The organism is uncultured Capnocytophaga sp. (assembly GCF_937936315.1).
Lineage (GTDB): Bacteria > Bacteroidota > Bacteroidia > Flavobacteriales > Flavobacteriaceae > Capnocytophaga.
The window spans coordinates 122744-147884 of record NZ_CALGWU010000025.1 but is presented as its reverse complement, the minus strand read 5'-3'; the positions used below and the strand labels follow the sequence as shown (position 1 = coordinate 147884).

General features: G+C 41.1%; 21 protein-coding genes and 1 pseudogene. 6 read left to right on the top strand and 16 right to left on the bottom strand.

From position 1 onward, the window contains the following. Nucleotides 1-428, bottom strand: a pseudogene (locus Q0162_RS05165) (hypothetical protein); the annotation flags it as partial. Nucleotides 429-580: 152 nt separating this feature from the next. Then, on the bottom strand, nucleotides 581-949 hold the full coding sequence (locus Q0162_RS05160) for a DUF1573 domain-containing protein (RefSeq protein ID WP_002673576.1): 369 nt from the start codon (nucleotides 947-949) through the stop codon (nucleotides 581-583). 179 nt (nucleotides 950-1128) lie between these two features. Here Q0162_RS05160 and Q0162_RS05155 point away from each other — a divergent pair, with 179 nt between their 5' ends. The 3 genes from Q0162_RS05155 to Q0162_RS05145 are packed head-to-tail and all read left to right on the top strand — an operon-like array spanning nucleotide 1129 to nucleotide 4745. Continuing rightward, nucleotides 1129-1983 carry a hypothetical protein gene (locus Q0162_RS05155; protein WP_297890049.1) on the top strand — a complete coding sequence of 285 codons (855 nt, stop codon included), beginning with the start codon at nucleotides 1129-1131 and terminating at the stop codon, nucleotides 1981-1983. Further along, on the top strand, nucleotides 1976-4264 hold the full coding sequence (locus tag Q0162_RS05150; RefSeq protein WP_297890047.1) for a DUF5682 family protein: 2289 nt from the start codon (nucleotides 1976-1978) through the stop codon (nucleotides 4262-4264). Before Q0162_RS05155 ends, Q0162_RS05150 begins: the two co-directional genes overlap by 8 nt. Nucleotides 4265-4268: 4 nt before the next feature. Further along, nucleotides 4269-4745 (top strand): DinB family protein, encoded by a 477-nt coding sequence (locus Q0162_RS05145; RefSeq protein WP_126370457.1) that lies wholly within the window; start codon nucleotides 4269-4271, stop codon nucleotides 4743-4745. Nucleotides 4746-4853: 108 nt separating this feature from the next. On the opposite strand, the gene hisS is transcribed toward Q0162_RS05145, so the two are convergent. From hisS to Q0162_RS05115, 6 genes are all read right to left on the bottom strand, one after another. Then, nucleotides 4854-6230 (bottom strand): histidine--tRNA ligase, encoded by a 1377-nt coding sequence (hisS, locus tag Q0162_RS05140; protein ID WP_297890044.1) that lies wholly within the window; start codon nucleotides 6228-6230, stop codon nucleotides 4854-4856. Between the two features lie 105 nt (nucleotides 6231-6335). After that, entirely contained in the window at nucleotides 6336-7103 is a 768-nt protein-coding gene (gene mazG / locus Q0162_RS05135; protein ID WP_297890042.1) for a nucleoside triphosphate pyrophosphohydrolase, read from the bottom strand. Then, nucleotides 7100-8314, bottom strand: coding sequence for an ROK family transcriptional regulator (locus Q0162_RS05130; RefSeq protein WP_297890040.1), 1215 nt, complete (start codon nucleotides 8312-8314; stop codon nucleotides 7100-7102). Before Q0162_RS05130 ends, mazG begins: the two co-directional genes overlap by 4 nt. 128 nt (nucleotides 8315-8442) lie before the next feature. Beyond that, a complete protein-coding gene (locus tag Q0162_RS05125; RefSeq protein WP_297890038.1) occupies nucleotides 8443-9681 on the bottom strand; it encodes an NAD(P)/FAD-dependent oxidoreductase in 1239 nt (412 codons plus the stop codon). A gap of 22 nt (nucleotides 9682-9703) precedes the next feature. Then, entirely contained in the window at nucleotides 9704-10138 is a 435-nt protein-coding gene (locus tag Q0162_RS05120) for a PepSY-like domain-containing protein (protein ID WP_297890037.1), read from the bottom strand. Between the two features lies 1 nt (nucleotide 10139). Beyond that, nucleotides 10140-10589, bottom strand: a complete 450-nt coding sequence (locus tag Q0162_RS05115; protein ID WP_297890035.1) for a PepSY-like domain-containing protein — start codon at nucleotides 10587-10589, stop codon at nucleotides 10140-10142. Between the two features lie 134 nt (nucleotides 10590-10723). On the opposite strand from Q0162_RS05115, the gene Q0162_RS05110 reads away from it, so the two are divergent. Beyond that, nucleotides 10724-12103 (top strand): DUF5723 family protein, encoded by a 1380-nt coding sequence (locus tag Q0162_RS05110; protein WP_297890033.1) that lies wholly within the window; start codon nucleotides 10724-10726, stop codon nucleotides 12101-12103. A gap of 96 nt (nucleotides 12104-12199) precedes the next feature. Here the strand turns inward: Q0162_RS05110 and groL are convergent, their stop codons facing one another. The 8 genes from groL to Q0162_RS05070 all read right to left on the bottom strand — a co-directional run bounded on the left by groL (nucleotide 12200) and on the right by Q0162_RS05070 (nucleotide 19358). Continuing rightward, nucleotides 12200-13834 carry a chaperonin GroEL gene (gene groL / locus Q0162_RS05105; protein WP_297890031.1) on the bottom strand — a complete coding sequence of 545 codons (1635 nt, stop codon included), beginning with the start codon at nucleotides 13832-13834 and terminating at the stop codon, nucleotides 12200-12202. Between the two features lie 24 nt (nucleotides 13835-13858). Continuing rightward, nucleotides 13859-14137, bottom strand: coding sequence for a co-chaperone GroES (gene groES, locus Q0162_RS05100; protein WP_002673428.1), 279 nt, complete (start codon nucleotides 14135-14137; stop codon nucleotides 13859-13861). Between the two features lie 201 nt (nucleotides 14138-14338). After that, nucleotides 14339-14722, bottom strand: a complete 384-nt coding sequence (secG, locus tag Q0162_RS05095; RefSeq protein WP_095898001.1) for a preprotein translocase subunit SecG — start codon at nucleotides 14720-14722, stop codon at nucleotides 14339-14341. 5 nt (nucleotides 14723-14727) lie between these two features. Next, a complete protein-coding gene (locus Q0162_RS05090; RefSeq protein WP_297890024.1) occupies nucleotides 14728-15567 on the bottom strand; it encodes a hypothetical protein in 840 nt (279 codons plus the stop codon). A gap of 25 nt (nucleotides 15568-15592) precedes the next feature. Next, nucleotides 15593-16084: an LptE family protein gene (locus Q0162_RS05085; protein ID WP_297890023.1), complete on the bottom strand. Its 492-nt coding sequence runs from the start codon at nucleotides 16082-16084 to the stop codon at nucleotides 15593-15595. 70 nt (nucleotides 16085-16154) lie between these two features. Continuing rightward, nucleotides 16155-16739, bottom strand: a complete 585-nt coding sequence (ruvA, locus tag Q0162_RS05080) for a Holliday junction branch migration protein RuvA (RefSeq protein ID WP_297890021.1) — start codon at nucleotides 16737-16739, stop codon at nucleotides 16155-16157. A 68-nt stretch (nucleotides 16740-16807) separates the two neighbouring features. Then, nucleotides 16808-19171, bottom strand: a complete 2364-nt coding sequence (pbpC, locus tag Q0162_RS05075; RefSeq protein ID WP_297890019.1) for a penicillin-binding protein 1C — start codon at nucleotides 19169-19171, stop codon at nucleotides 16808-16810. Nucleotides 19172-19199: 28 nt separating this feature from the next. Next, entirely contained in the window at nucleotides 19200-19358 is a 159-nt protein-coding gene (locus tag Q0162_RS05070; RefSeq protein WP_297890017.1) for a hypothetical protein, read from the bottom strand. Between the two features lie 147 nt (nucleotides 19359-19505). Between Q0162_RS05070 and dnaE the strand changes: the two genes are divergently transcribed. Together dnaE and carA are read left to right on the top strand one after the other, a co-directional pair. Continuing rightward, on the top strand, nucleotides 19506-23963 hold the full coding sequence (dnaE, locus tag Q0162_RS05065) for a DNA polymerase III subunit alpha (RefSeq protein WP_297890015.1): 4458 nt from the start codon (nucleotides 19506-19508) through the stop codon (nucleotides 23961-23963). Nucleotides 23964-24036: 73 nt separating this feature from the next. Next, on the top strand, nucleotides 24037-25140 hold the full coding sequence (gene carA, locus Q0162_RS05060; RefSeq protein WP_297890012.1) for a glutamine-hydrolyzing carbamoyl-phosphate synthase small subunit: 1104 nt from the start codon (nucleotides 24037-24039) through the stop codon (nucleotides 25138-25140). Nucleotide 25141: the final 1 nt, after the last annotated feature.

Below are 25141 nucleotides of genomic sequence, written 5' to 3'. Positions count from 1 at the left end.
GCTTCTTTTCTAGCTTTTTCTTCAGCTTTAGCTTTTTCTTTAGCGGCTTTTTCTTCAGCTTTTCTAGCTTTTTCAGCTTCTTTTCTAGCTTTTTCTTCAGCTTTAGCTTTTTCTTTAGCGGCTTTTTCTTGAGCTTTTTTAGCTTTTTCAGCTTCTTTTCTAGCCTTTTCTTCAGCTTTGGCTTTTTCTTTAGCAGCTTTTTCTTCAGCTTTTATAGCTTTTTCTTGCTCTTTTTGCAATTTTTGTTCTGCTTTTAGTTGTTCTTTTTGTGCTTTGAGTTCAGCTTCTGAAGAAATATTATCTAACACAGGAGTTACTATTGTAGTAGTAGAGGTAGTGCCTGTTACAGTTCCTGTTTCGTCTACTTGAGCTAAAGATACCTGAGCTATAAGTAACCCAGCGAATAATGCGATGTTTTTTAATTTCATATGTGTCTAGTTATTTAGTTTTCTGGGGGCAAAAGTAAATAAAAAATATTTACAAATGTTTTTTTTTACAAAAGTTTAACATAAAAAAAGTCGCCTACTAATGAGGAGTCGTAGGCGACTTAGGGAGTAATTAAAATATAAATAGTTATGGATTATTGAACATTCCCTCTGATACGCAAACCTTTTACAGGGCTTGACTTAGCATTGGAAGTAACAGTAATAGTTTTGCTGATAGGACCAACACGATTAGTATCGTATTTTACTTCAATTTTTCCTTTAGCTCCTGGTGCTACAGGTTGATTTGTCCAAGAAGGAACTGTACAACCGCAAGATGAAGCTACGTTAGTAATTACGAGCGGTGCTTTACCAGTGTTAGTAAATTCGAACACACGTACGCCATCAGCACCTTGTTTGATGTTACCATAGTCAATTTCTTCAGATTTGAAAGAAATTTCAGCGTCTTGGGCATAAGCCATTACACCAAAAAATGCTAAAAATACAAATGTTAAAAACTTTTTCATAGTATAAAAAATTAAATAAGTTTGTTTTACGAATAAACTATTCACAACAACCGTGCCAAAGTAGTATTGAGACACAGTTATTAATCTAGCTCCCTGACCTTTCATATCTTTCCAATGACCAATTTTTTTGTGTAATATAAATTAATTTGTACCTTTGCACAACTAAAAACTAAAAACGAATGAAATATCTAATAACTTCTATGCTATTAGTAACTACTGCTACACTCACAGCACAACAACAAACCCCTACTGATTGGGAACTTTTAGGACTTAAAGGAAAGGTAAAAACTCAGCGCGCTATTCCCTATGAGGCAGTTATTCAAGGAAAGAGCGTAGTGAAAGGAGCTGTTGACTTCGATTTAGATACTGTAAACAAGATTGCTAACCTTGATAATCTTCAAAAAGATTTTAATGCTAAAGGTTATCTCAGTCAAACCCGTTTCTTCTACAAAAATGGCGACTTGTATAGCCGTATGGAATATTATTACAACTCGCAAGGGCAGTTGTTTGAAACTCGCTATAATTCCGATAAAACCCTTTATGCTTATAATCCTGCAGGTTACCTCATCAAAGATGCAACCTATTCACCTGGGGGCTTCCTCAAAACGCATTATGCCTATCAGGTAGATGCTAATGGGAAAGTTCTCAAAGAAGAAACTTATCGCGCTAATCAGTTAGAATCGGCAGTGACTTATACTTATAATAAACAAGGTGACCCTGTGGAAATACGCTATTACGACCACGAAGGTAACTTGTTGCAAAAGGTAGAGAGTAAATTCAACAAGCAGCACTTGGCGGTGAACACGCGCACTTACGATAAAGATAATAAATTATTGAATACCACTACTAAAAAATACAACGCCAAAGGGGATTGTGTAAAACTGCAAGCAGAAACTAAACTGCCTAAAAAACAGAAAAATGTAGCGACTTATGAGTATAAATATGATGCTCAAGGTAACTGGATTTCCAAAACGACTTTCATCAATGGCGAGCCTCGTCAGATTATAGAACGCACCTTCACTTATTATGAATAACCTTCACTTTTTCGGTGTACGACACTTGTCACCCTCGGCTGCCTATCACCTCTTAGACTTCTTAGAAAAGCACAAACCTAAATGCATTCTTATAGAAGGACCTGCCGATGCTACTCCTCTGATGTCTCAAATCGCTCAGAAAGGGGTAAAACCTCCCATTGCGATGTTGGGCTATACCACCGAGCTACCTATAGAAACAGTGCTCTATCCGTTTGCGTCCTATTCTCCCGAATATCAAGCAATATGCTGGGGAGTAAAGAAAAAAGCAACGCTTAGGTTTATAGATTTGCCTACCGAAAATATGCTCAAACTTCGTCAGGAACAACCCTCTGATGAAGAAGGTGAAAAAGCACGTGAGTTCTACAAGTACCACAATGCTCTCTACAAACAACTTGCTGAGCAAGTCGATGAAACCGATTACGAAAACTATTGGGAACGCCATTACGAACACAATCTCAACACCGATACTTTTGCGCCTACACTTGCCTTACAATCGGGTGAAATGCGCCAAATGGTCATAGATAAGGAATATAAAGAAGCGCCTTTTGATTTCTCGTACAACCTCATTCGTGAGGCGTATATGAAACGCGAAATCGCCAAAGCTTGCAGCGAGTTCAAACTCGAGGAAATAGTAGTGATTGTAGGTGCTTACCATTTGTTGGGCATACAAAATAGCCTACCTGCAATGACCGACGACGAGCTTAAAAAGCTCCCCAAAGCTACAGCTCAGCTCACCCTAATGCCTTATTCGTATTTGCGCCTCAGCAGTCGTACGGGCTACGGAGCGGGCAATATGGCGCCTTACTACTTCGAACTGATGTGGCGTGCAATGCAAACCAATACAATGGATAAACTTGCCGCTACCTATCTCACCAAAATAGCCAAAATACTTCGAGACCAAGGGCAAAATGCCTCTTCTGCCAGTGTGATTGAAGCTGTCCGGCTTGCCAATGTGCTCTCCGCTATGAAAGGCGGTACTTATCCCGTGCTCGAAGATTTGCACGATGCAGTAGTAACTTGCTTTGGCGGTGGCGGACTCTCCTCGGTAGCCGAAGCTATCAACAAAGTAGATATAGGTACAGCTATTGGAGCATTACCCGAAGGGGTGAGCCAAACGCCCGTGCAGGAGGATATGAATCAGGAGCTGAAACGCTTGAAACTCACCAACTACAAATCGGCAATAGCACAAGACCTCTCTCTTGACCTCCGCGAAAACCTCAAAGTAAAAACCAAAGAAGCTGCTTTCATAGACCTGAATCGCTCTACTTTCCTCCACCGTTTGGAAGTCTTAGGCATTCACTTTGCCACTCAACAACGCGTACAGCAAGATAAAGCCTCGTGGGCTGAAAAATGGGTCTTGCAATGGAGTCCTGAAGTAGAAATAGAAATCGTTGAAGCCAACCTTAAAGGTGAAACGCTTGAAATTGCAGCTGCCTTTATACTCAAAGAACAACTGAGCGAAGCAACCGACCTTTCTGTAGTAGCTAAAATCATCAGACAGGCTTGCGAATGTCAGCTTACGCATATTTTTGGCAATGCACTCAGCACCTTGCAAAGCCTTTTGGTAGATAGTAATAATTTTGCCGAAACTGCTTTTGCTGCTCACGAGCTTTCAATGCTCATTCAGTATGGCGATTTGCGCCAGTTCAACCTCGAACCGCTGAAACCTATCTTGCAACAACTCTTTTTGCGTGCCTCTTTATTGTTGATTGATGCCTCATCTTGTGATGATAAAGCCTCAAAACCAATTGTAGATGCGATGAATACAATGGAGTTCATCTCTGAACAGCAATACGAACTCGTAGATACCGAAACGTGGCAAAAAGAACTCACTCACCTTGCGTGGCGCGATGATGTAAATACTAAATTATCAGGGGTAGCTTTTGCAATATTGTTAGAACACAATTTAGCAACTGAAGAAGAATGTGCACGCGAGGTATCACGCCGCCTTTCAGCAGGTGTTCCCGCCGATTTAGGAGCTTCGTGGTTTGAAGGATTTTCTGGAAGAAATAGATACGCATTGTTATCGCGTACAATTATATGGCAAGAATTAGATAATTATGTGCGCCAATTAGACGAAGAACAGTTTATGCGCTCAGTAGTGTTCTTGCGCCGTGCTTTTGCCGATTTTGAGCCTAACCAAAAGAATAGTATAGCCGAACTTTTAGGAGACCTTTGGGGTACTGGCAAAGAAGCTACTGCTGAACTTTTGCAAGAAGTACTTACGGAAGAAGAAAGTACCAAATTAGACGAACTCAACGACTTTGATTTTGATTTTTAAATATATGAAAGAAGTATTTACCTTATACCGAAAATTGCGTGAGCGACAACTCAAATTGCTCAATAGTTTCACTCCCGAAGAATTGGCAATCATTCCTGCGGGCTTTAAAAATAATATCTTGTGGAATCTCGCTCACTGCGTAGTTACCCAGCAAAATTATTGTTATGCTAATAGCGATCTGCCTACTTATCTCACCCCCGAATTTATAGAGCGTTATCGCAAAGGTTCCATCCCCGATGGGCATATCCCTACTGCTGCCGAGATAGAAGAACTACAGCAACTCCTCATCCGCACAGTCGATTTACTCGAAACGGATTACCAAAAAGGAATTTTTAAGCAATATAATCATTATGTAACAGGTATAGAGTATGAACTCAATACCATTGAAGAAGCGATTTACTTCAATATCTCACACGAAGGGGTACATTTAGGAAGCGTATTGGCTTTAAAATGTGCTATCAACGCAATGAAAAACGAATAGAGTTTTCTTGTGCGACTCACACGAAAAAACTTTGTCAAAGTCCTTAATTGCCTTTGCGGCTCGCACTTTGACAAAGTCTATAAAAATTTCTAATTGTTTGTCGTACTACTACTGAAATAAAGCATTGCTTACTTCATTGAGACTACATTCTTTTTGAGTGCCCTCTAACATATTTTTTAGTACAAAAGTACCTTTAGCGAGTTCACTTTCGCCTATAATCACTACATAAGGGATATTGCGCTTGTTGGCATAATCCATTTGTTTTTTAATTTTAGCAGCATCAGGGTAGAGTTCAGCTCGTTTGCCAAGTTGGCGCAATGCTTTGAGCACTTTCATACTTTGTAGGGCTTCAGCATTGCCAAAATTGATACAAAGTACTTCTACTGTGTCGCTAAGCGATTCAGGGAAAAGGTTTAGTTCTTCCATTACTAAGCCAATGCGGTCTAACCCAAAAGAAATACCTATGCCACTGATACCTTTAAGACCGAAGATACTAGTAAGGTCGTCATAGCGTCCACCGCCTCCTATAGAGCCCATTTGTACGCCTGCAGGAGCAGCGATCTCAAAGATAGCTCCGGTGTAGTAATTGAGTCCGCGAGCGAGGGTAACATCGAGGTCTAAGATAGCTGTTTGCAAACCAAGCTGATTGATTTGTTGGGCTATAAATTCTAATTCCTCCACACCTTTCAATCCTGTTTCCGAGTTTTTGAGAATTTCTTTTAGGGCAGAAAGTTTTTCAGCAAAAGAACCTTTGAGTGCGAAGATAGGTTGCAATTTAGCAATTGCCTCCTCACTGATGCCTCTTTCTTTCATTTCTTTGATTACACCCTCTTCACCTATTTTATCTAATTTGTCAAGCGCTACCGTAAAGTCGATGAGTTTATCGCTTTCGCCTATCATTTCGGCAAAGCCACTGAGGATTTTTCGGTTGTTTATTTTAATAGTTACCCCTTTGAGACTGAGGGTTGTAAACACACTGTCATAGAGTTGTACAAACTCCACTTCCTGCCACAAGCTAGTACTGCCTACTACATCGGCATCACATTGATAGAACTCTCTAAAACGTCCTTTTTGTGGACGGTCAGCACGCCATACAGGTTGTATTTGATAGCGTTTGAAAGGGAAGGTTAGTTCGCTTTGGTGTTGCACTACATAGCGAGCAAAAGGAACCGTAAGATCGTAGCGAAGGGCTTTTTCAGAGAGTTGAGGGGTGAGTTTTTGAGGGTTTTTAGCCTCCCAATCTTCTTGGGTTATTCCTTGTGTAAAGTCGCCTGAATTGAGTATCTTGAAGATGAGGCGGTCGCCTTCTTCGCCGTATTTACCCATTAGGGTATTGTAGTTTTCAAAACTTGGAGTTTCTATAGGTTGAAAACCAAAGGTATTGAATGCATTTTTGATAGTGTTGATAATGAAGTTGCGTTTAGCTACTTCAGTAGGTGAAAAGTCGCGAGTACCTTTTGGTATACTTGGTTTTTGTATTGCCATTGTTTTTTTTAGGTGTTTTTTTATATTAATATATGCATCTATATGTTTCTATATGACCAAAGTCTTGATTAAGATGTCTAAATCTGTGGTCATAGTTTTGTTGTTTTATAGGTTTTTAGCTTCTTGCCAATAGGTCTCCATTTCTTGCAAGGTCATATCTTTGAGTGATTTGCCTTGTGCCGTAGCTTTTTCTTCTAAGTACTGAAAGCGAGCGATGAATTTGCGATTAGTGCGCTCTAAGGCATCTTCGGGGTTTACCTTTAAAAAACGAGCGTAGTTGATGAGACTAAACAACACATCGCCAAACTCACTTTCTATATTGCTTTGCTTTTGAGCTTTTACTTCGGCGTGTAGCTCATCTATTTCTTCTTTTATTTTTGCAAAAACATCGTCGATATTGTCCCAATCAAAACCTACACCAGCAGCTTTATCTTGTATGCGAGTAGCTTTCACTAAGGCGGGCAGACTTTTAGGTACGCCACCCAAAACGCTTTTGTTGCCTTCTTTAAGTTTTATTTTTTCCCAATTGCGCTTTACATCTTCCTCGTTGTTTACCTGTACATCTCCATAGATGTGGGGGTGTCGTTCAATAAGTTTTTCGCATACGCCATTAGCTACATCGGTGATGTTAAAGCTGTTGGTTTCACTGCCTATTTTGGCATAAAAAACGATGTGTAAGAGCAGGTCGCCTAATTCTTTTTTCACCTCTTGGAGGTTACCGATGAGGATAGCATCGCCTAATTCGTACGTTTCTTCAATGGTGAGATGGCGCAAGCTTTCCATAGTTTGCTTTTTGTCCCACGGACATTTGGCGCGCAGGTCGTCCATTATGTTGAGGAGTCGCTCGAAAGCTACTAATCGTTCGTCTTTCATATCAATCCGATGAATTTACTGCGGGCGAGGAGGCTAGCCCCTAAAAGACCTGCTTTTTCGCCTAATTTAGATATTTTGATAGTAGAATCTTGACTTACTAAGTTCAATGAATATTTTCTAATAGCACTTCGCAAGGGGAGCATTAGGTAGTCACCTGCATAGGCAAGAGTTCCTCCAATAACAACCAATTCGGGGTTGAAAAGATTGATGAGCCCTGCAATGTGTTTACCTAAAGAATTGCCTATTTCCTCGATGAGTTCAATGGCGAGCATATCTTCTTGTAAGGCAACCTCTATGATGTCGTTCAAGCTAATAGGATCATTGGGGTTGTATCCACTTTTTTGGGTGAGCAGAGAGGAGTGTCCGCTGTGTAGTTTTTCCAAGAATTTGCGGTGTAAGGCTAAGCCAGAAGCCTCTGTTTCGAGGCAACCTTTTTTGCCACAAAGGCAGAGTATTTCGTTGCCAAAGGCAGGAATATGACCAAATTCTCCTGAAAATCCTGATTTGCCATAGTACAATTGTCCGCCTACGATAATGCCGAGACCTAAGCCCCAACTTACATTCACGTACAATACGTTTTTCTCACCATTCACGCATCCTTTGATGTATTCACCATAGGTCATTGCACGGGAATCATTATCAATAGAAACATTGATGTTCAGTTCGTTTTCGAACATTTCGGTAAGAGGGCGTTCATCAAAATAAAAACTGCTATAGCTATGTCCAGTAAGGGTATTTACACGTCCGGAAATATTGATACCCATACTGAGGATTTTGTGTTTGGGTACTTTTGATTTATGTATAAATTGAGTGATAATTTCGCAAAGTCTTTGGAATCGATCTTGAGGTTGAGATTCAATAAAGGGAACAGAAAGTTCTTCGCTGATAAGTTCACCTTTAAAGTCGGTGAAGCCTATGTTCACGTGAGAATGGCAGATATCTACGCCAATGAAGTAGCCAGAATTTTGGTTAAGCCCATAGATATTAGGGCGGCGACCACCTGGGGTTTCTATTTTTCCAAAATCCATTACAATGCCATCTTCGATAAGTTCACCTACCATTTTGGTAACAGTAGGTACACTCAGGTCTAATTCTTTACCAAGGTCGGCAAGGGTATTATCGCCATTGTTGATATAGTAGCAAATGATATCTTTTTTTAAGGAGGCACTGCGAATGCCAGCTTTTATATCATCTAAAAATTTGAGTCCCATAGCTTGCAATTTTATTATAAATTAATTACGATGGCAAAGTTAAGGATATTTTTTTGAATTAAAGCAAGAATTAAAGATTATTTTTTTGTGTTGAGAATAGATTATAAGTTAATTTTACTTTTTGGAAGTTAAAGTGTTTTTAGAAAGTTTTCAGCAATAATATAGCCTCCCGTCCAAGCGTTTTGAAAGTTGAATCCTCCAGTAATAGCATCGATATCAAGTACTTCACCAGCCAAATAAAGGTGAGGGTGCAGCTTGCTCTCGTAGGTTTTGAAGTTGATTTCGGAGAGTTTTACACCTCCAGCAGTTACAAATTCATCTTTGAAAGTAGCTTTGCCTTCTATAGGAAAACGGCATTGGGTAAGGATTTCGGCAAGGTGGCGCAATTGCGATTTATTGAGTTCTGCCCACGACTGCGCAGGGGCAATTCCGGCGCTATCTAAAAGGGCATTCCACAAGCGTTTAGGGAGGTCAAAAAGCGCGAGGTTTTGCATAGTTTTGCGTCCGTTGTGTTGTTTGCAATCTTGCAAGAGGAGAAGCGTTTCATCATAAGTAAGTGCTTCGCTGTTGTGAGCGGTGAAGTTCACTTCCATTAGGCATCGGTAGTTATATTCGGCTAACACGCGAGCCCCCCAAGCCGAGGCGCGCAACACCGCAGGACCGCTAAAACCATTGTGAGTGAAAAGCATAGGAGCAGTTTCGGCAATTTTGAGCGATTTTCCATCTTGACTGAGTAAGCGTACAGAGGCATTTACCGCAATACCCGATAGCTCTTTTGCCCATTGGGTAGAAGTGTTGAAAGTGAAAAGTGAAGGGACAGGAGAAATAATAGTATGTCCTAAATTAGCTAATAGCTGCCATATTTTAGGGTTACTTCCGGTAGCAATTACTACATTATGAGCCTTATAGGTTGAGTTAGGTGTAGTGATTTCCCAACCTTCGGGAGTAGGGGAGAGGGCTTGCACATTTTGCTGGGTGAAGAGCTCAATGTGGTGTTTTTTGATTTCGTTGAGGAAGCAATTTACAACGCTTTCTGAAGAATTAGAAGCGGGAAATACACGACCATCGGGTTCTGTTTTGAGAGAGACGCCGTGCGCTTCAAACCATTCCATTGTATCGCCACACATAAAGCGGTGAAACGGACTGAGGAGTTCCTTACTGCCTCGTGGATAGTTCTTTACGAGTTCTTGAGGGGTGAAAGTAGCATTAGTGAGATTACAACGTCCCCCACCCGAAATTTGCACTTTGTGAAGTACTTTTTTGCTCTTTTCGAGGATAGCGATTTTAAAATCAGGACGGTTCTCGGAGGTATTAATAGCGGTGAAGAAGCCTGCAGCTCCTCCACCGATAATGATTAGGTCGTACATTCAATTAACAATTGATGGGAGATTATTTTACCCCAATAAAATTGAAGTTTTCGTCGAATTTGAGTTCTTGATCGTCAGTAAGTTCAGCTTCGTATCTCTTTTTGGTGAGATTGCGTGATACTTCTTTGATAGATTCAAAAGGGAAAGTAGCGCTTACGTGAGCTAATATTTTTTCGGGAACTACGTGATCAGGCACTTTGCCGTGACGAGCTTTGAGCTCTTTCCAATCGCCATTGCCATTGAATTCTATTTCAAGTCCGTCGCGGAAGATAACGGTGTACTCTTCGTCGTTGTAATCGGTGTCTTTCCAAACCGAAGCAATATGATCTACCAAGAAATGCTGACGCACAAAGTTGATAGCATCGGCAGGAAGGTCGTTGAAAGTTACTTTAGAGTCTTGAGCTGAGGCTGCGCTGAAGGTAAGTGTAGCAGCGATGAGTAATAAAAAACGTTTCATATTAGTCGTCTATTTTTAAGAATTTGCCATTTAAGTTGAAGATGAGCTCTACGCCATTAGTAAGGTCTACTTCGTATTTAGCGCGCCCTTTTTTGATTTCTTTAATCATCGCTTTAGGGAACTTTTTTTGTACGTACTTAGCTATTTTAGCAGGAACGATTTTAGGCGATACTTGTCCGTTGCGCGCTTTTACTTCTTTCCAGTTGCCATCTGTGAGAAATTCTACTTCAGTACCATCGGCAAAGAGAACGGTGTAATCTTCCACTCTGCCTTTTTCAGTATCTTGCCATACTGAAACGATATTGTTAGCAGAAAAATACTGATTTACAAAAGTTTGCGCATTAGCGGGTAGAGCACTCGCAGGCACAAGACCATCTTCTTCTTGAGCAGTAGCTACTCCAAAAGCAAGTATAGAAAAAGCTACAGTTGATAGTGTTTTAAGTGTATTCATCTTTTTATAATTAATACGTTTATGACGGCAAAAGTAAGTAAAAGCAGAAAGAGTACAAAATGAATTACCATTTTTATTTGATATTTGATAAAAAGTTGTACATTTGCACGCAAATTTATAATGTTTTTTACACAATGAAAAAAGTAATTTTATCAGCTTTGTTTTTAACGACAATGGCAATGGAAGCTCAGCAATCGTTTGCGGGGCTTAGAGAGAGTTATTACTCGGGGGTGATACAAACTACTGCGAATCCCGCTTATATGATTAGCAGCAAGCGCTCTTGGGATGCGAACTTGTTTTTGGTAAATTTTGATTTGGCAAATAATGCTATCAAAATGGATACTGGTCTAATGAACAGTTTTAATGATTATACTCGTAGTGATGCTAATAACCCTCTACTTAATCATCGCATTAATGCTAAATTAAATATAGATGTTTTGGGTCCATCACTCTATATGAAAATTAATAACCAACACACAGTGGGTATTTTTTCTCGTGTGCGCGCTTTGGGTAACGTGAGAAATTTTGATGCTAAACTCTTACAATCAATATTTGCTGATGGAAAAGATTTAGATTTGACTCAGCCTTATAACTTGACTTTGAACGACCAAGATGTGGCAGCACATATCTTTTCGGAGATAGGTTTTTCTTGGGCAGGAGTGCTCTATTTTGATGGTCATAATGCTATTAAAGGAGGTGCTAGTTTAAAAGTGATACAAGGTTCAGGGAATGTGTATGCGGGTTTTAGAAACTTTGAAAATGCTACAGCTTCACTTACAACAGAAAATAACTCGACAGTGCTCAATATAGCTCAGGCTCCAAATGGAGTGTTGGAAATACTCAATGGAGGTACTTCTTTGGTGAGTTTTGATAACCTTAACGCAAATGATTTATACTTCAAATCAAATGCTTCTACTGTAGGTTTTGATATAGGAGCTGTATATGAATATAATAAAGATGGCTGTCCTCATTGTTATAATAATTCTCACGATTTGAGAGTAGGAGTTTCTATAATGGATATAGGTAGATTACAATATACGCCTACTAAAGACTCTCAACGTTATCGCATGCCTGCATCTGGTGTTGCTAGCATTACTATGGATGATTTATCAGAAGAAAAACTAAAAAACACTTTTGTTGATAGTAGAGCTACTACCGAAAAGATAAAAGTATCTTTGCCTACTACTTTGAACTTGAGTGTAGATTATCGCGTAGCACGACCTTTCTTTGTGAATTTAGCGACTCGTTTTAACCTTACTAATAAGAGCAATGCTTATACAGCGGCTTATGCTAATGAGATTTCACTTACACCACGAGTAGAATCAGAGTTTTTAGGAGCTTATTTACCTATTTCATACAACCAAATTTCTAAAACAAATATAGGTCTTGCCTTGCGTTTAGGTCCTTTTGTTGTAGGTTCTAACACTATATTAGGTAATCTTACAAAATCATCTAAAGAATTTAACTTCTTCTTTGGAGTGAGATTTGGACACAGAGCTTATCAAAGTATTTAATTATTTGATATGAATTATAAAATCGGGGAGAGTTTCTTGCGAAGCTCTCCCCGATTTCCGTTTTAAAAATATGATAATAATGCTATGAATTTACAATTACATCATTCCTGGCATTCCACCGCCCATTGGAGGCATAGCCATTGCTTTATCGTCTTTGATATCAACCAAAGCGCATTCGGTAGTGAGGATCATACCAGCTACTGAAGCAGCGTTCTCAAGGGCAACACGAGTTACCTTTTTAGGGTCGATGATACCAGCTTTAAACATATCGGTATAAGTACCTGTTTTTGCATTGTATCCGTAAGCATCTCTTGAAGCCTCCAATACACGAGCTACGATTACAGAACCTTCAACACCAGCGTTTTCTACGATAGTGCGCAAAGGAGCTTCTAATGCTTTGAGGATAATTTTAATACCTGTTTCTTCGTCGGCATTTGCAGGTTTGAGTTTTGCTAAAGCGTTTTTAGCACGGAGAAGAGCAATACCACCACCAGCTACGATACCTTCTTCAACAGCGGCACGAGTAGCGTGAAGCGCATCGTCTACGCGGTCTTTTTTCTCTTTCATTTCCACTTCAGAAGCAGCTCCTATATATAATACAGCTACTCCGCCAGAAAGTTTAGCCAAACGTTCTTGTAGTTTTTCGCGATCGTAATCGGAAGTTGTATTTTCGATTTGAGCTTTGATTTGGGCTGCGCGTGCTTTGATGTCTTCAGATTTACCTGCACCATTTACGATAGTAGTGTTATCTTTGTCGATGCTTACTCTTTCGGCAGTACCGAGCATATCTACAGTAGCGTTTTCAAGAGTAAAGCCTCTTTCTTCAGCAATTACAGTACCACCCGTAAGGATAGCGATATCTTCGAGCATTGCTTTACGACGGTCACCAAAACCAGGTGCTTTTACAGCAGCGATGCGAAGGGTACCACGCAATTTGTTTACTACTAAGGTAGCTAAGGCTTCCCCATCGATATCTTCAGCAATAATCAAAAGTGGTTTACCAGATTGAGCTACAGGCTCTAATACTGGGAGCAAATCCTTCATAGTAGAGATTTTCTTGTCGTACAACAAGATGTAAGGACGATCGAGTTCAGCTACCATTTTTTCTGAATCGGTAACGAAGTAAGGAGAAAGGTAACCGCGGTCAAATTGCATACCTTCTACTACATCTACGTAAGTATCAGTACCTTTGGCTTCTTCTACGGTGATAACACCTTCTTTACCAACTTTCTCGAATGCTTGAGCGATAAGTTCACCGATAGTATCATCGTTGTTAGCTGAGATAGAAGCTACTTGTCTGATTTTTTCAGAAGAAGAACCTACTTCTTTAGCTTGTTTAGCCAAGTGTTCTACGATTTTTACAACAGCTTTGTCGATACCGCGTTTCAAATCCATTGGGTTAGCACCAGAAGCTACGTTTTTGAGCCCTTCTTTTACGATAGCTTGAGCCAAAACGGTAGCAGTAGTAGTACCATCACCAGCGAGGTCGTTAGTTTTAGAAGCTACTTCTTTTACCATTTGAGCGCCCATATTTTCGAGAGCGTCTTCTAATTCAATTTCTTTAGCAACGCTCACCCCATCTTTAGTTACTTGAGGAGAACCGAATGATTTGCTAATAATTACATTACGTCCTTTAGGACCTAAGGTTACTTTTACTGCATTAGCTAATGCATCAACGCCACGTTTAAGACCTTCGCGAGCGTCTATATCAAATTTAATGTCTTTTGCCATTTTTTTTAATTTTTAATGTTTAGATTAGATAACTGCTAACACGTCGTTTTCACGCATAATGAGGTAGTCTTTACCTTCTAATTTGAGTTCAGTACCAGCATATTTGCCATAGAGTACAGTATCACCTACTTTTAGGGTAACAGGGTTGTCTTTAGTACCTGCACCTACGGCTACAACGGTACCTTTTTGAGGTTTTTCTTTTGCAGTATCAGGAATGATAATACCTGATGCAGTAGTAGTTTCAGCCACTGCAGGCTCAATCACTACTCTATCAGCTAAAGGTTTGATATTCAATTTTGCCATTATTGTTTAGTTTTTAATTATTTGTTTACTTAGAAAGTTAGGGATAAGAAGTTAGGTGTTAGAAAACTTTGACAAAGTCCTAAAAACTTTGTCAAAGTTCTATTTTCAACCTTTCGTTTTAGTATTTAATTCCTTTTATAAAAAATCGAAGAGGGTATTTCAGAAAGTGTGCCAATCTGAAATAACTGACTTTTTGTCAGTTTAGTTTCCTGTATTAGAAGATGTGGCAGGAGTAGCAGGCACTTGTTGGGTAGCGTTGTTGTTAACGGGTGCTTGCTGATTGAGTTGGTTTATTGGAGCAGCGGGAGTACTACCGTCTAATAATTTAGAGTCGCCAGTTACACCATTACTGTTGTTAGCTATTAAGGTGTTGGCAATAAGGATAAGCACAGCTAAAGCAGTAGCAAACGTCCAAGTACTGCGTTCAAGGAAGTCGCCAGTTTTCTTTACGCCTCCTACTACTTGAGTGTTACCTCCAAAAGTAGAAGAGAGTCCGCCTCCTTTAGGATTTTGAACCATAATTACCAAAGCGAGTAGCAAACATACTACCACGATGAGCACTAAAAAGATGTTAAATGTTGTCATTTTTCTTATAAATTATTTTGCTGTAGTTTTTTAATTTTTTCTATTTGGGCTGCAAAGTAAGCACTTTTTTTTGGATTTTTCAAAATTAATATTTCATAAGCCTGAATAGCTTGTTTGAATTTGCGCTGATTTACATATACTTGCGCCAATGTTTCGGTCATTAATTGTTTAGGGTCTGACTTTACTTCATCGGCTAAATTCACGCTAGATACGTAGTCTCTTGACGCTTCGATTTTAGGATTATTCTCTAAAAACTTATCAATAAGTTTGAATTTCTCGGCTACTTTGTCATCTTTGTAAGCTACTTCGGTGTGTTCTTCTGAGATATTTTCCAGCCATTGAGAGATGTTATCGGCATCAGTTTTAGGTTTTCCCTCAGGTTCTTTAGCTATGAAAACATCAGCTAACTCTTGGTGATTTACCAAATCTTCGGGGAAGATAGGTTCTTCAAAAATTGATTTATTGGGTAAATCGGGTCGGTAAGGATGCGGCTCGTGGTCGATATAACTTACTTTAGGCTGTGTGTTTTCAGCATCTTCAGCTTCTTTGCGTTCACGAGCTTTGCGAATGCGCTCAAAATCGCGGCGGAGAGCTGAAAAATCAGGAATGATGCTTTTAGAGTTGATGAAATCGAATAGTACAGTTCGGTCGGTTACGTGTACGGCAGCTAATTTTAGAGCTTTGTTGTATTTGTAATTTCCTTCGGAATGTAATATTTTGAGTTGTAGCACCCTTGCAGCTTGGAAATAGGGGTATTCCTTCACTATTTCATCAAGTTCTGTTACTTGTTCATTGTTGATAGTGTAGGGGTGCCTAATAATCTCTATGAATTCCTTTACTGTCAATGTATTAATTTGTCGATTTACGTATTTACCAATCGGCGAGAGATGCGTTGAAAATATCTTGGGTGATACGCTCGAAAATTTGAGGGATAGCCTCTCCTTTTACTGAATTCAACTGGGCTGCGGCGGGATAATCATAGTAAAAAGAAAAGCGTTTTTCAAAGTCTTTTTTCTCTTCGGTATGATTGGTAAAGCGTACGTTTACGCTTATGGTAAGACGGTTTTGTGCAGCGGTTTGTCCTGCGGTAGCGGTCATAGGAGTAATGTTGAACTCTACAATTTCACCTTCATACACAAGGTCGCCATTGCGGTCGGTAAGGCTGAGGTTGGTTTGGTTATTGATTAAATCTTGCAAAGCGATGGTAAAATCGCGGTCGAGCCCTGGTTCTACTAAAGGTGCATCGTTGCGGAAGAAGTTGACCTGAAAGGTTTTAGCATCGCCCGTACTACCCCCTGTGAAGTTGTAGATACCACAACTTACAGCAGTGAAAGCCAATAGTATATATAAGAGATATTTCATTCTATCAATCAATTAGCGGGCAAAGATACGAAAATAATTACGAATGACAAATTACGAATGACGAAATTTTTTACAAACGTTTGAGAGCTTGCTTGATAATTTCTTCTACCGAAAGCTCTTCGCTATTTGATTTGATAATGGTATCGACCACTTTTTCAGCTTGTTTGCGTACAAAACCTAATACCTCTAAGGCAGCAAGCGCTTCTTCTTTGTTAGTGTTTAGAGTATTGATAGAAACCTCTTCAAAATCTTGTAGTTTGAGCATTTTATCTTTTAGGTCAAGTACTACGCGCTGCGCTGTTTTAGCACCTATGCCTTTTACGGCTTGAATGGTAGCCACATCGCCATTGATAATTGCACTGCGCACGTGAGCAGCAGTGAGCGATGAGAGCATAGTGCGGGCGGTACTAGCACCCACTCCCGATACTGAGAGTAGCAATACAAACACTTCGCGTTCGGCTTTGGTGAGGAAGCCATAAAGTGTATGGGCATCTTCTTTGATTTGCAGATAGGTGTATAGCTTGATAGCTTCCCCTTCGGGTAGTGCTGAGTAGGTATTTAAGCTGATATTTACGAAATAGCCCACCCCGTGGCAATCAATCACTACGTGAGTAGGGTTCTTTTCTACGAGTTTTCCTTGTAATTGTGTAATCATTAGTTTAATTTGCTAATTTGTCGATTTGCAAAAGTACAAATAATTAGAGAATTAGCAAGTTTTTATGACTACCTGCACATCACACTAATTGCCCTTTCTTCGCCTTTTTCGTTGATGATGCGCAAGATATGGTCGCCTTTGGAGGCAAAGATATTCATTTCGTGAAAGGTTTCGGTAGTGCCGAGAAAAGCATCGTCTAAATACCAAAAAACCTTGCCTTCGCGATTGGCAGCTTTCGCTGTAAAGGGTTGTTGCTCGCCCCCAAAAGTTTTAGTGGTGTAGAGTACACTTTGGTGTTTGGGGTAAACAAAATCTAAGCCTCTTTGCAGATTGCCTTGCACACAATCGGGGCGTAGAGGAGGAAGTGGCTTGTAGTGAATGTGTTGCTGTTTGTAATACCATTCCATTACGGGAGGTAACACGAACCACGCTTTGTTTACAATGTTTTGTGGAGACTCACACGAGGTGTTTACTTGGTACTGCTCATTAAGGTCGAGGTGTACGAGCTTATGATAAGGACATTGCCCCACTTCCTTAGGAGCGATGTTGCTGAGTACTATTTGCTTAGGGCATTCGGGTTTAGCAAGGAAACCAGAATTGGCACAGACGGTTACCTCACGCAGGTCGTCTAAAGGGGGTGAAAACCACGAAGTAGGAGGGAGAGCGTTGAAGATACTGAACATTACTGGAGCGGCATAGGTAGCCCCTGTAAGGGTGGGACGCCCTTCGCCTGTGGCATTGCCTACCCACACAGCCACCACATATTCAGGCGTAGCACCTATCGCCCACGCATCTTTATTGCCAAAGCTGGTACCCGTTTTCCACGCTATCTTGCGCGCCGACTCGTAATAACGCCACGCTATATCATCGGTAGGGCGGTTCACTTCCTTCATTGCACTAAACATCTTGTAGAGCGCTCCCGCCCTGAGTGTAGGTAGTTCGCGAGTGTTTTTTCCGAAATCTAAGGGGGATGTATCGGTATAACGCAAGTGCTGAAATTCCTTAGTACGATAGTGCTGAGTGCGCGCAAAGACTTCCGTTTCCGAAGCTAAATTAGTATATGCTTGTGCCAAATCCCACAGATTGCTCTCGGCACCTCCGAGGATAATGGAAAGACCATAATGGTCGGGGTGGCGGTTGATGTTTTTCAGTTGCAAGTGTTGTAACACATCGTAGAAACGATAAGTAGTAAATTGCTTTAAAAGCCATACAAACGGAATGTTTAGTGATTTAGCTAAAGCCATATCGGCAGCAACAGCTCCTTCAAAACTATTGCTAAAATTCTGAGGTGAATAACCCCCTATTTGAGTAGGGATATCAGGGATTAATTGGGTAGGCAAGAGTTCTCCCTCGTGCAACATCGCTGCATAGAGAAAAGGTTTGAGCACACTGCCTGTACTGCGAGGAGCGTGCACGATATCCACATCTTTTTGATGGTCGGTATCGGTAGGGGTATTGCCTACGTAGGCGAGCACTTTACGCGTTTTCACCTCTACCACCAAGGCTGCCATATTGTAGATTTCGGACTGTGAGTAGTGAGAGTAATAGCCTGCTATAAGTCTGTTAGCCTTCTCTTGCAACTCTATCGATATTGTAGAGGTTATTCGTTGCCCTTCTTGTGTTTTAGAAGCAAAAGTAAGTAGGTGAGGTGCGAGTTGAGGAATAGGGTGAGGTTCAGCAGGAAGAGGTTCGAGAAGTGCCAAATCATAAGTTTCTTTATCGATGATATTTTTGAGTAAGAGTTTGTGTAGTAACGCATTGCGTTTTTGCAAGAGGCGTTCTTGGTTCTTACCAGGGAAGATAAGACTGGGAGCATTAGGCAAGACTGCTAATGTAGCCGATTGTGCCCACGAGAGTTGGTAAGGAGTAACCCCAAAGTAACGCCAGGCTGCCATATCGAGTCCCACAACGTTGCCACCAAAGGGAGCGTGAGAGGCGTAGAGTTTGAGGATGCTCTCCTTAGAATAGCGGAACTCCAATCGGGTAGCCCATATCATTTCAATAAGTTTCTCGAAATAAGTGCGCTGTTGGTGCTCACGAGCGATGCGTATCACCTGCTGGGTGAGCGTACTGCCCCCGCGCTGTACTTTACCACTGCTCACATTGCGATAGAGAGCCTTGGCTACCGATATGGGATTTACCCCCCAATGCCGATAAAAATGAGCATCTTCAAACTGTAAAACCGACATTTTAAAGCGGTAGGGCACACTGTCTACTTCAGGGAAACGCCATTGTCCGTCATCAGCAATCTTAGCTCCAAGTAATTTGCCCTCACTGCTTTCTAACACTGTGGCATAAGGTTGTGGGAAGAGCTGACGAGGCAGGCAGAAAGCATACCACACGAGGCAGCATACCAATATTACGGTTTTGATAGGGTGCTTGCGGACTTTTTGTTTTAGAAAATGAAAGGTATGTAAAAGACGTTTTTTCATAAAATCGTGCAAATATAGGGAAAAGTTTTTATATTTTGCCTAAAGAGAGCACCATTGAGTGTCCGCCACCTACCACTCGCTGTGCGTTTTTGATATATCTAAAAGGACAATATTCGCCGAAAGATAGGTTTTTAAAAACTCTTTCATCAGCACCCAAACCACTGAAAACATAATATTTTTGAGCCATAGAAAAACGATTTAGATAGACAAAGGTAAAGAAAAGTTTGGTAATATGCAGCCATTTATACCAGATGTTTTTTGCTAATTCCCCATTATTCCCTACCTTTGCCCTCACAAAATAAACTCTTATCTCTTACCTCTTATCTAAACGAAAATGTATTTAATATTCGATACTGAAACCACAGGTTTACCCCGCCGTTGGGATGCCCCCCTTACCGATAGTGACAACTGGCCTCGCGCCGTGCAAATTGCTTGGCAATTGCACGACCAGTGGGGCGCACTCATAGAACATCAGGACTTTTTGATAAAGCCCGATGGTTTCGATGTGCCTTATGATGCCGAAAAAGTACACGGTATCTCTACCCAATTAACAGAAGCACAAGGGGTACCTATTGCCGAGGTATTCAAAGCGTTCAACGAGGCACTCAGCAAGGCGCAATACGTGGTAGGACAAAACATCGGCTTCGATATCAATATTATGGGGGCTGAGTTTTACCGCTATGGGGTGGAGAGTCCGCTTACGCAGATGCCTGTAATCGACACTTGTACTGAGGCAACTGCCAACCTCTGCCAGATAGCTGGTGGAAAAGGAGGTCGTTATAAGTTGCCCACCCTCACCGAGTTGCACTCTTTCCTATTTGGTGTACCTTTCGCCGAGGCACATAATGCCACTGCCGACGTAGAGGCAACCACCCGTTGTTTCTTTGAACTCATACGCCGTGGTGAAGGCTTTCAAGAAGGTACTTTTAGCAACGACTATATCAAAGAATTTCAAGGGCATCACACTTCACCTATAGGGCTTATCGGACTCAAGCACGTGAACCTCAAAGAGGCTTCTGATGCCTTGCGAAAAAGCAGTAGCACTGCGCAAACTACCGAACCTCACGCCGATGCTTCATTGTTAGAAAATGCGGTGTTTGCCCACCTCCATAACCATACACAACACTCTATATTACAATCTACTACCTCTATAAAAGACCTCGTAAAAATCACCGCTAAAGAGAAGATGCCTGCCGTAGCACTTACCGATAGTGGCAATATGATGGCTGCTTTCCACTTTGTGCAAGCCGTACAAGGGCATAACAAAGAAGCGGAAGCTAAAAACAAAGAGGCTCAAGAAAAGGGCGAAACCCCTACCGAAACGCTCATCAAGCCTATTATAGGTTGTGAGTTTAATATCTGCGAAAATCACTTAGATAAAACCCGACAAGACAACGGCTACCAAGTGGTGATTTTAGCTAAAAACAAACAAGGCTATCACAATCTTACCAAAATGGCTTCTATCGCTTCTACCAAAGGCTTTTACTATGTGCCTCGTATAGATAAGGCGATTGTAGAGCAGTACAAAAGCGACTTAATGGTACTCTCAGGGGGTATGAATGGCGAAATTCCTTCTAAAATACTGAATATCGGTACCAAGCAAGCCGAAGAAGCACTCTTGTGGTGGAAAGAGCAGTTTGGCGATGACTTCTATTTGGAGGTAATGCGCCACAACCAAGAAGATGAAAACCGCGTAAACGAAACCCTTGTAGAGTTTTCCAAAAAATACGGGGTGAAACTCATTGCTACCAACAATACCTTTTATCTCCATAAAAAAGATGCCAATGCGCACGATATTCTGTTGTGTGTGAAAGATGGCGAAAAGCAAAAAACACCTATTGGGCGCGGTCGTGGCTATCGTTTTGGAATGCCTAACAACGAGTATTATTTCAAAACTACCGCCGAAATGAAAGCGCTCTTCAAGGATATTCCTGAGGCGATTCTCAATATTCAAGAAATTATCGACAAGGTAGAACCCTATGGCTTGGCACGTGATATCCTCTTGCCTAAGTTTGATATCCCCGAAGAATTTCAGGTAGAAGACGACCCTATAGGCAAAAAAGGGGAAAACAACTATTTGCGTCATCTCACTTATGAAGGGGCTAAACGCAAATACTCCGAAATTACCGATGAGGTGCGCGAGCGTTTGGACTTCGAGCTTTCCATTATCGAAAAAACGGGTTACCCAGGGTATTTCCTTATTGTACAAGACTTTATCGCCGCAGCGCGGAAGATGGGTGTATCAGTAGGACCTGGTCGTGGGTCGGCTGCAGGCTCGGCAGTAGCGTTCTGTTTGGATATTACCAATATGGATCCTATTAAGTACGATCTCCTCTTTGAGCGTTTCCTCAACCCCGACCGTGTGTCTATGCCCGATATTGATATCGATTTCGAGGACTCGGGTCGCCAAGATGTCATCAACTATGTGATTGATAAGTATGGCGAGAGTCAGGTCGCACGGATTATCACCTATGGTAAAATGGCTGCTAAATCGGCAATCAAAGATACGGCTCGCGTACTGGATGTACCTCTACAAGAGTCAAATAGATTAGCAGGATTGGTGCCTAATGGAGTGTCGTCTTTAGGGAAGATGTTCGGTTGGGACGATAAAACCCTCAAAGAAAAAGTACGCAGTGAAGAACTGCCAAAAGTAGATGAACTGAAACGCCTTTTAGCAGGAGAAGGGGAGGAGGAGAGTACCCAAACCATTCAGCAGGCAAATATTATTGAAGGTTCGGTGCGCAACACGGGTATCCACGCTTGCGGGGTGATTATTACCCCCGACGATATCACCAACTTTGTGCCGGTAGCTTTAGCCAAAGATTCCGACTTATTTGTGACGCAGTTCGATAACTCGGTAGTAGAGAGTGCAGGGTTGCTGAAAATGGACTTCTTGGGGCTCAGTACCCTCACACTTATCAAAGATACTATTGAAAATATCAAACAAACGCATAATATAGAGCTAGATGCCGAGGCTTTTCCGCTCGACGATAAAAAAACTTACGAACTCTTCCAGCGCGGTGAAACGGTCGGGATTTTCCAGTACGAGTCCACTGGTATGCAGAAATATATGCGAGAGCTGAAACCTACCGTCTTTGCCGACCTGATAGCGATGAATGCCCTCTATCGTCCAGGACCATTGGAGTACATTCCTAGTTTTATCAAGCGGAAACACGGTATTGAGCCCATTGAGTACGACCTCCCCGATATGGAGGAATACCTCAAAGAAACTTATGGGATTACTGTCTATCAAGAGCAGGTGATGTTGCTATCGCAGAAATTGGCAGGTTTTACCAAAGGTGAAGCCGACGTACTCCGTAAGGCGATGGGTAAGAAACAAATAGCCGTACTAGCTAAGATGAAACCTAAGTTCATTACCCAAGCCTCTGAAAAAGGTCACGACGCTCAAAAACTCGAAAAGATATGGGCAGACTGGGAGAAGTTTGCCGCTTATGCGTTCAACAAATCGCACTCCACCTGTTATGCGTGGGTGGGGTATCAAACTGCCTACCTCAAAGCCAATTACCCTGCCGAGTATATGGCAGCAGTATTGTCTAACAATATGAATGATATCAAAACGATTACTTTCTTCTTAGAAGAGTGCCACCGTATGGGAATCAAGGTATTACCTCCTGATGTGAATGAATCGTTATACAAATTTACCGTAAATAAAAACGGCGATATACGTTTCGGGATGGGGGCCGTAAAAGGGGTAGGAAAAGCAGCCGTCGATACGATTGTAGAACAACGCCAAGAGCGTCCTTATACTTCTATTTTCGATTTGGCAAAACGTGTAGATTATAAGAGTATCAACAAAAAAGCCTTTGAAAGTATAGCCTTGGCAGGAGGTTTTGATTCGTTCACCAATGTGCACCGTGCTCAGTATTTCCACGCCGAAGCCGATGGTATTCCATTCCTCGAAAAAGCCATTCGTTTTGGTACCAAATATCAAGAGAGCAAGAACTCTGCTCAGATGAGTCTCTTCGGGGGTGAGAGTGAAGTAGATGTCCCTGAACCTGCAGTCCCTAAGTGCGAAACTTGGGGCAACCTCGAGCAGTTGCGCCGTGAGAAGGAGGTAGTGGGTATCTATATCTCAGGTCACCCATTAGACGATTTCAAACACGAATTGCACAATTTCTGCAATATCAGTCTGTCACAATTGCAAGACCTGAATTCTTTTATCAATCGCGAACTCACAGTAGCAGGTATGGTAGCTGATTTGCAGCACCGTACCAGCAAAAATGGTAAAGGATTTGGTTTTCTCACCCTCGAGGATTACGATGGCTCTTATGAGTTTAAACTCTTTGGAGATGATTATTTGAACTATCAGAAATATATGATTCCTGGGGCGTTTTTGTATGTCAAATTTAAAGTAGTAGAAGGATTCCTTAATAGAGAAACCAACCAAAGAGGAGAGCCTCGCATACAGTTTATGCAGGTAATGCAGTTACAAGATGTAATGGAAAGTCTTGCTAAGAAACTTACTTTGCACGTAAATATTAAGGATATCACCCCAAAATTCATTACCGATTACAGAGATTTACTGCAAAAACACAAAGGTAACCAGCCTATTTATTTTGTGGTACATCATCAAACCGAGAATATCCACCTCAATATGGAAAATGGCAATTTAAAAGTAGCCATTACCAAATCTTTTTTAGACGATTTAGACAATTTATTAGCTCAATACAATCTCAACGATCGCCGTATTGAGAAAATTATAGCTAAAAAGGCTGAAGAGACTCAAGATGATGAAGAAATGGCAATGGAAGATTTAGGACTTTCTGATTAAAAAAAATCTTCCTCATTACTTGTTAATTGTTAATTATTTTGTACCTTTGCGCTCAAATTAAGGAAATAGCACAATGAAGTATCAACAAAAGAAAAAAGCAGTTTTGCTCCTTGCCGATGGCACTGCCTTTTATGGCAAAAGCGTTGGTTATGAAGGTACTGCTTTTGGCGAAGTGTGTTTCAATACAGGTATGACGGGCTATCAAGAAATTTTTACTGATCCCTCATACTTTGGTCAAATTATGGTAACTACCAATGCTCATATTGGTAATTATGGCATTGCCGCCGATGATTACGAATCAAGTGGTATGAAAATTGCAGGGTTGGTATGCAGAAATTTTAGTTATGAAGCCTCACGTGCTTCTGCCGAGGAAACCCTGAAAAACTTTTTAGACCGTAACCACTTGGTAGCTATTTGCGAAGTAGATACACGCGCTTTGGTGAGCTACATCCGCGACAATGGCTCAATGAACGCCGTTATTTCCACTGAAACTGATGATTTAGCACTACTCAAAGCTCGTTTACAAGAGGTTCCCAATATGAAAGGTTTAGAATTGGCATCGAAAGTGTCGGTTACTGAACCTTATTTTTTTGGCAATCCTGAGGCAAAGTACAAAGTAGCAGCACTCGATTTCGGTATCAAGCAAAATATCTTACGCAACTTGGCAGCTCGTGATATGTACATCAAAGTATTTCCGTATAATACGCCTTTAGCTGAGCTCAAAGCGTGGAATCCTGATGGCTATTTCTTGTCTAATGGACCTGGCGACCCCGAACCACTCACCGAGGTGATTACTCAAGTAAAACAAATGATAGCAGAAGATTTGCCTATTTTTGGTATTTGCTTAGGACATCAAATTATTGCACTTGCCAATGGTATCAGCACTTACAAAATGCACAATGGTCACCGCGGTATCAATCACCCCGTGAAGAATTTGCTTACGGGTAAAGACGAGATTACCTCACAAAACCATGGTTTTGCAGTGAATAGAGCAGAGGCAGAAGCAAATCCTAATGTGGAAATCACTCATACCCATCTAAACGATAATACCGTGATGGGCTTGCGCATTAAAGGCAAGAAATGTTTTAGCGTACAGTATCACCCTGAAGCAGGCCCAGGACCCAACGATGCAACTTATTTGTTCGACCAATTTGCAGAAATGATAGCTAAAAAATAAT

Coding starts and splice junctions, on each gene's coding strand:
- Q0162_RS05160 (WP_002673576.1), bottom strand. CDS start 949: ATGAAAAAGTTTTTAACATTTGTATTTTTAGCATTTTTTGGTGTAATG.
- Q0162_RS05155 (WP_297890049.1), top strand. CDS start 1,129: ATGAAATATCTAATAACTTCTATGCTATTAGTAACTACTGCTACACTC.
- Q0162_RS05150 (WP_297890047.1), top strand. CDS start 1,976: ATGAATAACCTTCACTTTTTCGGTGTACGACACTTGTCACCCTCGGCT.
- Q0162_RS05145 (WP_126370457.1), top strand. CDS start 4,269: ATGAAAGAAGTATTTACCTTATACCGAAAATTGCGTGAGCGACAACTC.
- hisS (WP_297890044.1), bottom strand. CDS start 6,230: ATGGCAATACAAAAACCAAGTATACCAAAAGGTACTCGCGACTTTTCA.
- mazG (WP_297890042.1), bottom strand. CDS start 7,103: ATGAAAGACGAACGATTAGTAGCTTTCGAGCGACTCCTCAACATAATG.
- Q0162_RS05130 (WP_297890040.1), bottom strand. CDS start 8,314: ATGGGACTCAAATTTTTAGATGATATAAAAGCTGGCATTCGCAGTGCC.
- Q0162_RS05125 (WP_297890038.1), bottom strand. CDS start 9,681: ATGTACGACCTAATCATTATCGGTGGAGGAGCTGCAGGCTTCTTCACC.
- Q0162_RS05120 (WP_297890037.1), bottom strand. CDS start 10,138: ATGAAACGTTTTTTATTACTCATCGCTGCTACACTTACCTTCAGCGCA.
- Q0162_RS05115 (WP_297890035.1), bottom strand. CDS start 10,589: ATGAATACACTTAAAACACTATCAACTGTAGCTTTTTCTATACTTGCT.
- Q0162_RS05110 (WP_297890033.1), top strand. CDS start 10,724: ATGAAAAAAGTAATTTTATCAGCTTTGTTTTTAACGACAATGGCAATG.
- groL (WP_297890031.1), bottom strand. CDS start 13,834: ATGGCAAAAGACATTAAATTTGATATAGACGCTCGCGAAGGTCTTAAA.
- groES (WP_002673428.1), bottom strand. CDS start 14,137: ATGGCAAAATTGAATATCAAACCTTTAGCTGATAGAGTAGTGATTGAG.
- secG (WP_095898001.1), bottom strand. CDS start 14,722: ATGACAACATTTAACATCTTTTTAGTGCTCATCGTGGTAGTATGTTTG.
- Q0162_RS05085 (WP_297890023.1), bottom strand. CDS start 16,084: ATGAAATATCTCTTATATATACTATTGGCTTTCACTGCTGTAAGTTGT.
- ruvA (WP_297890021.1), bottom strand. CDS start 16,739: ATGATTACACAATTACAAGGAAAACTCGTAGAAAAGAACCCTACTCAC.
- pbpC (WP_297890019.1), bottom strand. CDS start 19,171: ATGAAAAAACGTCTTTTACATACCTTTCATTTTCTAAAACAAAAAGTC.
- Q0162_RS05070 (WP_297890017.1), bottom strand. CDS start 19,358: ATGGCTCAAAAATATTATGTTTTCAGTGGTTTGGGTGCTGATGAAAGA.
- dnaE (WP_297890015.1), top strand. CDS start 19,506: ATGTATTTAATATTCGATACTGAAACCACAGGTTTACCCCGCCGTTGG.
- carA (WP_297890012.1), top strand. CDS start 24,037: ATGAAGTATCAACAAAAGAAAAAAGCAGTTTTGCTCCTTGCCGATGGC.